The sequence below is a fragment of the Streptomyces sp. NEAU-W12 genome, assembly GCF_026242095.1.
GTDB lineage: Bacteria > Actinomycetota > Actinomycetes > Streptomycetales > Streptomycetaceae > Streptomyces.
The window spans coordinates 30929-42341 of sequence record NZ_JAPJDM010000040.1 but is presented as its reverse complement, the minus strand read 5'-3'; the positions used below and the strand labels follow the sequence as shown (position 1 = coordinate 42341).

8 protein-coding genes and 1 pseudogene are annotated in these 11413 nt (G+C 68.7%); 4 read left to right on the top strand and 5 right to left on the bottom strand.

Annotated elements, in window-relative coordinates:
- The 4 genes and pseudogenes from ORI94_RS33160 to ORI94_RS33145 all read left to right on the top strand — a co-directional run.
- A partial coding sequence (locus ORI94_RS33160) for an Atu4866 domain-containing protein (RefSeq protein ID WP_266082501.1) occupies positions 1-132 on the top strand: 132 nt, incomplete at its 5' end.
- Between the two features lie 699 nt (positions 133-831).
- Complete coding sequence (locus ORI94_RS33155; RefSeq protein WP_266082499.1) at positions 832-2064, top strand: MFS transporter; 1233 nt, start codon at positions 832-834, stop codon at positions 2062-2064.
- Between the two features lie 360 nt (positions 2065-2424).
- On the top strand, positions 2425-4050 hold the full coding sequence (locus tag ORI94_RS33150; RefSeq protein WP_266082497.1) for a tetratricopeptide repeat protein: 1626 nt from the start codon (positions 2425-2427) through the stop codon (positions 4048-4050).
- 102 nt (positions 4051-4152) lie between these two features.
- Positions 4153-4544: pseudogene (locus ORI94_RS33145) on the top strand (transposase); the annotation flags it as partial.
- A 477-nt stretch (positions 4545-5021) separates the two neighbouring features.
- Here ORI94_RS33145 and ORI94_RS33140 read toward each other — a convergent pair.
- The 5 genes from ORI94_RS33140 to ORI94_RS33120 all read right to left on the bottom strand — a co-directional run bounded on the left by ORI94_RS33140 (position 5022) and on the right by ORI94_RS33120 (position 11328).
- A complete protein-coding gene (locus ORI94_RS33140) occupies positions 5022-5936 on the bottom strand; it encodes an aldo/keto reductase (protein WP_266082495.1) in 915 nt (304 codons plus the stop codon).
- Positions 5929-6975 (bottom strand): GlxA family transcriptional regulator, encoded by a 1047-nt coding sequence (locus ORI94_RS33135; protein ID WP_266082493.1) that lies wholly within the window; start codon positions 6973-6975, stop codon positions 5929-5931. Before ORI94_RS33135 ends, ORI94_RS33140 begins: the two co-directional genes overlap by 8 nt.
- A 579-nt stretch (positions 6976-7554) precedes the next feature.
- Complete coding sequence (locus ORI94_RS33130; RefSeq protein WP_266082491.1) at positions 7555-9135, bottom strand: alpha/beta hydrolase; 1581 nt, start codon at positions 9133-9135, stop codon at positions 7555-7557.
- Between the two features lie 44 nt (positions 9136-9179).
- Complete coding sequence (locus ORI94_RS33125; protein WP_266082489.1) at positions 9180-9497, bottom strand: hypothetical protein; 318 nt, start codon at positions 9495-9497, stop codon at positions 9180-9182.
- Between the two features lie 763 nt (positions 9498-10260).
- Entirely contained in the window at positions 10261-11328 is a 1068-nt protein-coding gene (locus tag ORI94_RS33120) for a methyltransferase (protein WP_266082487.1), read from the bottom strand.
- Positions 11329-11413: the final 85 nt, after the last annotated feature.

The window sequence follows — 11413 nt, the reverse complement described above, 5'->3', positions numbered from 1 at the left end:
CACGCCTACCAGGGCCGGTACTGGATCGACGGCGACCGGATCGACTACCTCGACGACCTCGGCTTCTGGGCCGTGGGCTACTTCCGCGGCGACGAACTCCACCACGTCGGCTACATCATGCACCTGGCCTGAACCCCCAGCCACCCCACCGCTCCACACCAGAACACGGCCCGAACCCCCGCACACCACCGGCCGCCACCACAACCCGGTCGACCACACCCAACCGGCCGACCGGTTGGGTGTGGCCGGTCGGCCGGTCGGCCGACCCCGGCCAAACGACCGACCCCGGCCAAACGACCGGCACCGGCCGACCGGCCGGGGCCGGTCGCCCCGAACGGCACCGTCACCCCGGCCTCATCAGCGGCGGGCATGCCCTGACGGGCTTTCACCTCGGCGAGCGGGCCCAGCGGTGACCCGGTGGTCCGACCCCGCTCAGAAAACAGCACTTCAGCGAGGCTCCGCCTTTGTCGACCTGGCCACCGACGAGATCGGGGACCCGTCTCCACGTATGGCCCCGAACTCTGCGGTGCGGCCCGGGGCTTGAGGTGGAAGCGCGGACGCCGCCTTCGGTGCCCGTATGGCTGAAGCCGTGCTCCGCCGCGTCAGGAACAAGTACCGGGCCGCACGGTCTGCCACACGCTGATACGCACGCGGCCGGCAAGCGGCCCGGGCTCACGGCGTACCGGCCACGAATCCGGTGCTGGGTCCGTTCCACGCCGGACGCGCGGGAACCGCTTCACTCACGCCTGCCGCTCTCTCTCGTGGCGTCGTCGACCTTCATGCCGTTCCCGAAGACATGGCCGACGACCGGACGTCACTTCTGGAGTTCCCATGTCCCAACCCTCCGTCTCTCTTCGAGCAACAACCAGGCACAGCACGTCGGACCAGCCCCCGACCTGGGCCCCGGCCCTCGCGACCATCGCCCTCCTCACCGCCCTTGGCGTCCTGATGGCCGGGCAGATGTACACCGTTCTTGCCCTGTTGCACCCCATGGCCGCCTCGCTCGGTACGACACCGGGGCAGGCAACCTGGACCGCCACGGCGTTCGGATTCGCCTACGCCGCCGGATTCCTCCTCGCCGGCCCACTGGCGGACCGCTACGGATCACGCGCCGTGATCACCACCGGGCTGGTGGCCGCCACCGCAGCCACCGCGGCGGTCAGCGTCGCCCCCGACCTTCCGACGGCGGTGGTGCTGCGCAGCGTGCAAGGACTGACGGCCGCCGCCTTCGCGCCCTCCGCACTCTCCTACGTCGCCCACCACATCGCGCCCCGACACCGCGGTACCGCCCTGACCTGCATCACCAGCGGCATGCTGGCCGCCGCCGTGATCATGCAGATAAGCGCACAGGCTGTCGCGGCCCTGCTCGACTGGCGCGCGTTCTTCCTGGTCACCAGCGCTGTCATCGCCCTCTTCCTGCTGCCCGTGCGTCGCGTCCTGCGCCCTGCCCTCCACCACGGCCCCCGCGGCGGGCTGCTCCAAGCTTTCTCCGGAATGCCACGGCTGCTGCGCCGACCGCGTCTGGCCGCCCTGTACCTGTCCACGGTCACCCTGATGTCCGCCTTCGTCGCCGTCTACACGGCGGTGGCTGTCGCCGGGCCGCCCAGCATCGCCGGAAACTCCTCCGCGGTCCTCGTCCTGCGGGCCAGCGCACTGCCCGCCCTGGTCGCCATTCCCCTGCTCGCTCCCGTGCTCCAGCGGCTGGCCGCTCCTCTGCGCGCGGTCCTCGCCTTCGCGCTGGCCGCCCTCGCGGTCATGGTCGGTTCCCTGCTGGGGAACCATCCCGTGCCGCTGGCCATGGCCCTGCTCATGTTCGTGGCCGCTGTCGCGGCGGCGGCACCGGCCGTCATCGAGACCATCAACGCTGCCACCGCCCCGCATTCGCGCGGCGCGGCCGTCGCGCTGTACGGATGCAGCATGTTCGTCGGAGCCAGCCTGGGCCCGCAGCTCTCCGGTGCCCTGACCGGCCTGGGCTTCGGTGGCATCCTGCGCCTTGTCGCCGCCGCGCTCGCTCTGGGCATCCTCCTGGCCCTGCCCACTCTCCGAAACCAGCGCGCCGCGTAGTGAACTGCTCCGGGATCGGTGAGGCTCCGGACTGTCCTGAGTGGTCCGGTGGGGTCGAGTCGCCTGGCTTCAGGCTACTGGCGAGGTGCGGAGTTCGTACCCCTCCGTGCTGAGCATGCCCAGCACGGAGGGGTCCCCCGGTGAACCGGACAAAGCTGTGAGGAAGGCGGGGAAGGGCCTTACCCGGCCTTGGGGCAGGGGCCGTCAGCGTCTCTCCCGCAGGATCGAGAAAGGGATCGGGCGATATGGCTTCGGTATTTCCACTGTCCTTTCGCCATTTCCACTGTCCTTTCGTCGCACTCCACTCCGTAGGATTGACGAATAGATCTGGGACGTAAGGTGTTTGAAGGGCGGCGGGGTATGGACGGCGGCAGTGTGGCCTGGTGGCGTCAGAAGCGGACGAAGGCATCGATCGACTTCGAGCGACCGTACGGTTCTCAGCCGTTGACGTCTTCTCTCGCGGCTGTCCGGGGCACCGATCCCACCGGTCTTGCCGTCCCCGCGCTCCGTCTGGCCGCTCTTCTCGATCCTGACGGCCATCCTCATGCCCTCTGGACACAAGCGCCCCTCCTCGCCTACCTCGCAGCTCATCGCACCTCACCCGCCGGGAAGGACACCGCGCGAGGCAACTCGCAGGTCACGGCCGACCAGGTCCACGCAACCCTGCGGCTACTGCACCGCCGTGCGCTTCTCATGTGCGACCCCTCTGCCGAGCCTCGGGGCGTCCGCGTCCACGCTTCAACTGCCCGTGCCGTCCGTGAAACCATCTCCGACACCGACCTGCCCCGCCTGACAGTCGCGGCAGCCGATGCTCTCTTGGAGGCGTGGCCCGAGGCCGACCAGCACCAGGCCCAGCTGGCAGCGGTCCTGCGTGCCAACACCTTCGCTTTGGCCGACCACACCGAAGGCCATCTGTGGTTTCCCGAAGTGCACTTGGTCCTTTACCGCGCTGGTCAGAGTCTTCGTAACGGAGAGCTGGCAGACGCCGCCGTCGGCTATTGGCAAGAGATGGCCAGCCGCATTGAACGACTGCATGGCTCCGGCCATCCCGACACTTTGTCGGCTCGTAACAATCTTGCCGTCTCATACCGGCAGGAAGGCCGTACTGACAGGGCTGTTCGCTTGCTGGAGCGGGTGCTGGCCGCTCGTGAGGGGCAGCTGGGTCCCGATCATCCCGACACCCTGACCACTCGTGCCAACCTCGCCGTCAGCTACTGGCAGGAAGGTCGGGTGGACGAGGCCATCGATCTGGAGGAGCGGGTGCTGGCCGCTCGTGAGGGGCAGCTGGGTTCCGATCATCCCGACACCCTGACCACTCGTGCCAACCTCGCCGTCAGCTACTGGCAGGAAGGTCGGGTGGACGAGGCCATCGATCTGGAGGAGCGGGTGCTGGCCGCTCGTGAGGAGCAGCTGGGTTCCGATCATCCCGACACCCTCACCACCCGTGCCCACCTCGCCCTCTCCTATCGGCGGAAAGGCCGTGCCGACGAAGCTGTTCGCTTGCTGGAGCGGGTGCTGGCCGCTCGTGAGGAGCAGCTGGGTCCCGATCATCCCGACACCCTGACCACTCGTGCCAACCTCGCCGTCAGCTACTGGCAGGAAGGTCGGGTGGACGAGGCCATCGATCTGGAAGAGCGGGTGCTGGCCGCTCGTGAGGAGCAGCTGGGTTCCGATCATCCCGACACCCTCACCACCCGTGCCCACCTCGCCCTCTCCTACGATGACGTTGGGCGTGTCGAGGAGGCCATCGAGACCACCGAGCGAGTACTGGCCGCTCGTGAGCGCATACTTGGAGTCGACCACCTCGACACCATCGCCACCCGTGCCGACCTTGCTGGCATGTACTGGCAAGAGGCGCACTTCTTCAACGCCACGGCTTTGCTGATACAGGTGGTGGCCGCTCGTGAGCGTCTGCTCGGAGCCGACCACCCCGACACCCTCACTGCCCGCGGTGACCTCGATGAACTATTGGCTATCCCTGACTGACCGGCATGAGGGGCGGAGCCGGTGAAGGAACGGAACAACGCGTCGACCGACAGGACTTCTCACGTCGTCCCGTCGGGCCTGTTCGAGAGCGTGTCGGGTGGGATGGATCCACATGAAGTGGACCGTGTCCGGGCCGAGTCGGCGCTGTTCGTGACGGATGTGTTCGCCACGGTGGCCCGGAAGGACCAGCGGGTCGAGGGCGACTGCCGTCTGCGCGGACTGGTGTTGGACGGCCACCGCCGGTCCGTTCAGGCGATGGCCTCGTGATTACCGGACGGCAACGAGCGGAACCCGCGGCAGTTCGTGAACCGGTGCACGTGGGATCCGATGCCGGTGCGGCGCCGGATCTGTGAGCGGATGCTGCCGCTGATCGGTCCGGCGGTGTGGGTGATCGACGACCTGCCGGTGCCCAAGAACGGCCGGACGCCGGCAGGGTGGCTCCGCAGTACGGCGGAGCCCTGGGAAAAAGGGCGAACTGCCAGGTCGCGGTCAGCACCGACAACGGCGCCGAGTTCCAGCCCGCCTTCCACTGGCACACGCTCGGCAAAGGCATCGCCCACAACTGCACCAGGCCGCGAACACCGCGGCTGAACGGCAGGGGCGAACGCTCCCACCGCGTCGAGACCGAGGGGTTCTACCGGTTCCTCGACGGAGTCGTCATCGATGAGCCGAGGTCTTCGACGGCAAGCTGCGTGAGTGGGAGGACCGCTACGACTGCCATCGCCCCCACGACGGCTTCGGCGGCCGTACCCCCTGCGAACGCCTCAAGCGGAAGACCACGACCCAGGCGTGATCGGCGATCGTCAGTTGCCCAGTCATCGTCCCGGCCCTGCCACACAGCCTCACCGCCCGTCGGGAACGTGCGGGAGCAGACGGCGGATTCGTCTGATGCCGTGCCCTCACCGACGTCTTCGGTGAGGGCACGGCACCTGTGGGCATGGGCCGGTGTGCGGCGAGTGCTGTGCCCGCGGCTACTCCTGGGCCGAGCCGGCTGCGAGAAGCTGCGCGAGTTCGTCTTCGGCCAGTCGCAGCGGGGCGAGGCGAGCGAGGTGATCGTCGGTGAGCCGCAGCGCGGACGCGGCGACGTTCTCCTCGAGATGAGCGATCGAGGATGTGCCGGGGATGGGGCAGAGCACGCTCGACCGGTTCAACAGCCAGGCGAGAGCCACCTGCGCGGGCGTCGCGTTCAGCTCCGCCGCCACTTCGGCGACGATGCTGTTGGCGAGGGCCAGCTCGCCACTCATGATCGGAAACCACGCGATGAAGGGGATGTGCTCCCGTTCGCAGTGTTCGAGGACGTCCTCTCCCACGCGGGCCGCCACGTTGAAGATGTTCTGCACGGCTGTCACATCGATGATCTTCTGTGCGGACTCGATCTGGTCGACCGTGACACTCGACAGTCCGAAGTGGGCGATCTTGCCCTCGTCCTGCAGTTCCCTCATCGCGCCGATCTGGTCGTCGAACGACACCAGTGGATCGACGCGGTGCAGGTAGAAGAGATCGATTCGATCCGTTCGCAGGCGGCGGAGACTGGCCTCGCACTGCTGCCGCAGGTACGCGGGGCGTCCGACGGGCTCCCACACCCCCGGCCGTACCTGGGCCTGACCTGCCTTGGTCGCGATCAACAGGTCGTCGGGGTAGGGGTGAAGTGCTTCGCGCAGGATCTCCTCGGTCACGCCGAAGGCGTAGGAGTCCGCGGTGTCGATGTGGTTGACGCCGAGCTCGACCGCACGGCGTGCGACGCGTACCGCGTTCCCGCGGTCCGCGGGCGGCCCCCAGATCTCCTTGTCGGCGAGGCGCATGGCGCCGAACGACAGGCGGTTGACCGTCCGGTCCCCGATCCGGACCGTTCCGGACTCGTCGATCTGCTGTTGTACATCAGTCATGATTCCCATGCTCCGATCGTTGGTCCGGCGCGGGCCACTCGATGACGGACACAGAACTTGAACATCGCGCCATGGTGGCCGTCCTCGGGCGCTGCCCGCGGGCCATGCCGAACGTACGGCGATAGCGGCCGGGCGGCATCGCCGTGAGCCGGGTGAAGTGATACCGGAGTGCCGCTTCCGAGCTGAAGCCACTGGTCTCGGCGATCCGGTCCACGGTCCAGGTGGTGCGCTGCAGCAGTTCCTGCGCTCTGCGCACCTTGGCGCGTTGCAGCCATTCCATCGGCGGGATACCGACCACGTCGCGGAACCGACGGGAGAAGGTACGGGTGCTCATGCAGGCGTGCTGCGCGAGTTGGGCCACCGTGGACGTCTCGTCGAGGTGCTCCTCCGCCCATCGCAGGGTGTCCTGCAGGGAGCGTGTCCGGCCGGGCACCTCCCACCTCGCGTACTGTGACTGATCGCCGTCGCGGCGGAGCGGTACGACCATGAACCGTGCGATCTCTGCCGCGAGCGCCGATCCGTGGTCCTGCTCGACCAGGTGCAGCACCAGGTCCAGGGCAGCTGTGCCGCCTCCCGAGGAGAAGAGCCCGCCGTCCTCGATGAACAGGCGTTCCGGGCGGACCCGCACCGTCGGGTGACGTGCCGCGAGTTCGTCGGCCCAGTGCCAGTGCGTCGTGGCCTGCAGGCCGTCGAGCAGACCCGTGGCCGCGACGAGGAAGGTTCCCAGACACAGGGACACGACGCGAGCACCCCGGGTGTGCGCGCGCCGGACCGTCTCGGCGAGCGCGTCCGGCGTGTCGAGGTACTCGGGATACGCGGGCACGATCAGTGTGTGCGCCGACTCCGCCCACGACAGGGGACGGTCAGGAAGGAGCCGGAAACTCCCGGCATACCCGGTACGGGTGGCAAGAGGACGTTCGGGTCCCGCCACCGCGACCTCGTACAGCGTGTCGCGGGCATGGTCGTTGGCGGCCGCGAACACCTGCACGGCCAGGGCCACCTCGAACGCTCCTACGCCGTCATGGCTCAGAACGGCCACACGGTGAGGGATCGATCGAGCGGCGCGGGTCATGAGGTCACCCTTCGGCGATCAGAAGTTGTTCGGTACTGGCTCTTGCGGTGATCACGAGGGTGCGGCCGACTGGCGGCCGGGGAGCGCGGAGCGGGCCGGGCGTGTGACCCCGGTGCGAATCCGTACGTATCGGGCTCGCAGCGCGCCGTCGGCGGGCGCCGCCGCACCGGAGCGCGGATGCGCGGCCCGGCAGCCGTGCGGTGCGCATACCGGAAAGAGTGGGGAACCGCGGCTCGGCGCCCGGAGCGACTCCGGGAACGCGGAGAACGGTGGCCGGGGCGGTCGGGGAACTGAGCGAAGGCCGTCTCGGAAAGGAACTCGCGGGCAGCAGCCTGCGTCTCCCCCTCGGGAAGTGCTTCGCCTCCGTGCACCGCCGTCGGCCCGTGGTCGACGTGCGGATGATCTGCCAGGACCGGCGATGCCGTTCGGGAGGCCGGTCACTCTCGATGCCCTGGTCTGCGTCCCGGCGCAGGGGCGGTTCCCGCCCCTGACCGTTTTCCACGGTCGCGGCCTCCGGCGTCCATGGCCCCGGGTGGAGGATGTTCGTCACGAGCAGGTGGTGCCGTTCTTCGGGACGGTCCCGTCGAGCAGGTACGTGTCGACCAGCTTGGTCAGGCAGTCGTTGACGGCGTAGGTGCCGTGTCCCTCACCGTCGACGGTGAGGTGGACACCGACTCCCTCGCCCAGTTCGTCCGCCATCTTCTCGGCCCCTTCGTAGGGGGTGGCGGGATCGCCGGTGTTGCCGATGACCAGGACGGGGTCTGCGTCGTCGGCCGTGACGTCGAGGGTGGGGGCGTGGCCGTCCACGGGCCAGCCGGTGCACTGCAGCAGGCCCCAGGCCATCCAGTCGCCGAACACGCCGGACGCCTCGCGGAACTCGGGAAGGTGCCGGTGCACGTCGTCGGCGGTGAAGCGGTCCTTGTAGTCGGCGCAGTTCACCGCGGTGTTGGCGGCGTTGATGTTGGAGTACCCGCCGTCTTCGAAGGCACGTCCGTTGAGCATGTCGGAGAACACCAGCAGCGCGGTGCCGTTCCCCTTTTGGGTCTCGGCCAGTGCGGCCCTGAGTATCGCCCAGCTCTCCTTGTCGTAGAGGGCGGCGGCGATGCCGTTGAGGGCGAGGCTCTGGGTGAGGGGACGTGTGAACTCGGTGGGCAGGGGACGCTTGTCCAGGCGCTCGATCAGCGCGACGATCTCCTTCTCGCCCTGAGCGGGGTCCTTGCCCTCGAAGAAGCACGAGTCGTGCTTCGCGCAGTCCTTGAGGAAGTTCCGCAGTGCGCCCTGGAATCCCTTGGCCTGGCCGAGTCCGCTGGCGAGGATGTTCTCGGTGGGATCGACCACGGCGTCGAAGACGAACCGTCCGACGTTCTTCGGGAAGAGGTGGGCGTAGACGCCACCGAGCTGTGTTCCGTAGGAGATGCCGAAGTAGTTCAGTTTCGCGTCGCCCAGGACCTGGCGCATCAGATCCAGGTCACGTGCGGCCTGCTGGGTGCCGACGTGCTCCAGTACCGCGCCCGAGTTGTTTTCACAGGAGCGGGCCCACGCGCGTGTCCCGAGGGTGTGGGTCTTCTCCTCCGCGGCGTGGTCCGGGGTCTTGTCCGTGGCCAGCCACGCGTCCATGGCCTTCGTGTCCAGGCACTGCACGCCGGCGCTGTTTCCGACCCCGCGCGGGTCGAAGGAGACCAGGTCGTAGCGCTGGTGCAGTTTCCTGTAGTCGTCGCCGGCGATGAGGGGCAGCGTCGAGACCCCGGAGCCACCGGGTCCGCCGAAGTTGAAGAGCAGGGATCCGATGCGCTTCTCACCGGGATCCGGTGCGGCTTTTGCCCGGATGAGGGCGAGGTCGATGGTCTTGCCGTCGGGGTTTGCGTAGTCCAACGGCACCTTCACGGTGCCGCACTGCCACGTTGTTCCGTCCGGCAGCTTCTCGGGCTTGTCACCGCCGCCCTGAGCCGTGGACGGAGCGGGGCACGCGGTCCAGTGCGGTTTCTGTTCGGTGAGAGCACGGGGTACCGGGGGTGGCCCGGAGGTGTCGCCGGTGTTGGGGTCGCAGGCCGTGGTCCCGGCGACTGCCAGTGCGGCCAGCGACGCCAGGACGAGGACTGTCCGGGACGAGCGGTGGTGAGGAGACATGCTTCTGCCGATCCGAAGTCGTAGCGGGTGGAAAGGTCGAACGCTCAGACCTCGATGTCCTGGTGGTACGGGGAGTGCCGATCGGCGCGTACGCCCCGAAAGGACTTGATTCCCCGGTGGGCCGACGCGACGAGCGCGGCGAACAGGAGGTTCGCGCTGCACAGGAAGGTCCACTCGGTCACGGGGCCGGCGGCACCCGCGGTCGATTCCAGCGACGAGAGCAGCATCGTGCCCACGGGGTGGAAGAGGACGCACAGGAGGAGGAAGACCCAGAACGACTGCTTCTGCAGCGGCTTGGACCACACGATGACGGCAAGGGCCAGTGTGGTCACCAGGACGGCGAGGACATCGATTCGATCCATACGGCGATCCTTTCGCGCAGCGGGCGATGCGGCGTCGACCACCAGGAGGAAGGTGTCCTAGGCCGCAGGACATAGAGCATCGGCACGGCGCCCGGCACCGGCCCGGGGCGGCTCCCCGGGCCGAAGGAGCCCTGGCCCCCGTAGAGGCCGCCGGAGCTGGTCCGCCCCATCCGGAACGCGGGATCCTGACCCTTGTCACCACGGGCTCGAGCAACCGCGGATCGGAGCGCGTCCGGGGCCGGCCACGGGCACGGCGAAAGTGCACGTGAGCGCGGTGCCCGACAGACCGGGTCGGCGGGATCCCGTGCAGTGACCTTCTTCGCCTGCGAGGGCCGACTGCCCGGCTCGTCGGGGATACCGGCTGCCCGACGGGTTCACCGCGCGTCCCTGTGCCGCCGGGACCGCACCGGTGTCGGTCACTCGAACGTGCCCGATGGGTGCTTCTGACGCCGGGTACTCTTCCGCGGCGCCGCCGCTTCCGTCCCGCCGGTCGGCCCGGGACGTGCTGGGCCGACCGGCGGGACCGGATCGAGCAGAGCCGAACGGCACTCCAGAGGCGCCTCGTTCGTCACGAAGCGGGCGATGTGCGGACGGACTCTCCCGTCCGGCCACCGTCGTGCCCGCCTCGACCGCTGTGCGGCGAGCCGATGAGGCGCGGGCCCGGACGCTGTCGTGAGGGAACCGGATCCGCGATCGTGTGCACGGTTCGCCCAGGCGGACGCGTCCGCCGCTCCACGGACACCGGTTTCTCAGGGGACGGAACTCACTGCCCCGGGCGTGGGTCGGACGGTGCGAGTTCCAGGACGGAGACCAGGGACGCCGACGACGTCGTCCTGGTCAGCGTCAGGCCGGCCCGCTCGAAGAGGTTCCCGAACTCGTCGAGGCTGCGCTCGCGTCCGGTCGACAGCGCCATCATGTTGAGGTCCATCAGCGGCTGCAGGCCGGGTGTGCCCACCTCGTCCACGAGGAGTTCCATCACCAGCACGCGTCCACCCGGTTCGAGTGACTCCCGGCAGTTGCGCAGGATGCGTACGCAGGCGTCGTCGTCCCAGTCGTGCAGGACGAACTTCAGCAGGTGTACGTCCCCGGACGGCACCTTCTCGAAGAAGTCACCGCCGACGAAGGTGAACCGGTCCGTGACCCCCAGGCTCGACGCGGAGGCGTCCGCCTCGGCACCCACGTGCGGGAGATCGAGGACCGCCCCGGTCAGTCCGGGATGCCGCTGCATGAGCGTCTGGACGAGGTTCCCCCCGGCGCCGCCGACGTCCACGACGACCTCGGTGCCCTTGAGCCGGATCACGTCCGCCAGCTGGTGGGCCAGGCCGCGCGTCATGGCGGTCATGGCGTTGGTGAACACCTCGGCCTCCGTGGGCACGGTGGCGAGCCAGTCGAAGATGGAGGCGCCGAGAGCGGCCTTCGCCTGGGTGGTACCGCTGCGGATCGCATCCGACAGCCGTCCCCAGGGCAGCCAGTGCGACTGGGCCCCACCCCACAGTGCCAGGTCCCGCAAGGATCCCGGGGCGTCGGTGCGCAGGGTGTCGAGCAGAGACGTACTGACGAACCGCTCCCCGTCCGTCGACGTGGCGAGTCCGAGGGAGGCGCAGGCCCGCAGGAACCGGAAGGTCGAATCCGTGTCCAGTGACTCCGCCGCGGCCACGTCGGCGGCCGTGGCACCGTCGGGATGCAGATGGTCGGCTATGCGCAGCTCGGCTGCGGACCGGACCACCTGGGTGACCCAATACCCTGTCATCATCTGGAGCATGCGCCCCGTGTCGTCCCTGGGCGGTGCGGCGGAACCGGCCGCGACGAAATCATGTTCGAACAAAGTCATGTGCTGCGTCTTTCGATTCGGTTCGGAAGTGTGCGGAGCCAAGGACACTCGGTCGGTCCGCTCCGAGGGGTCGGGTTCGTGCCCG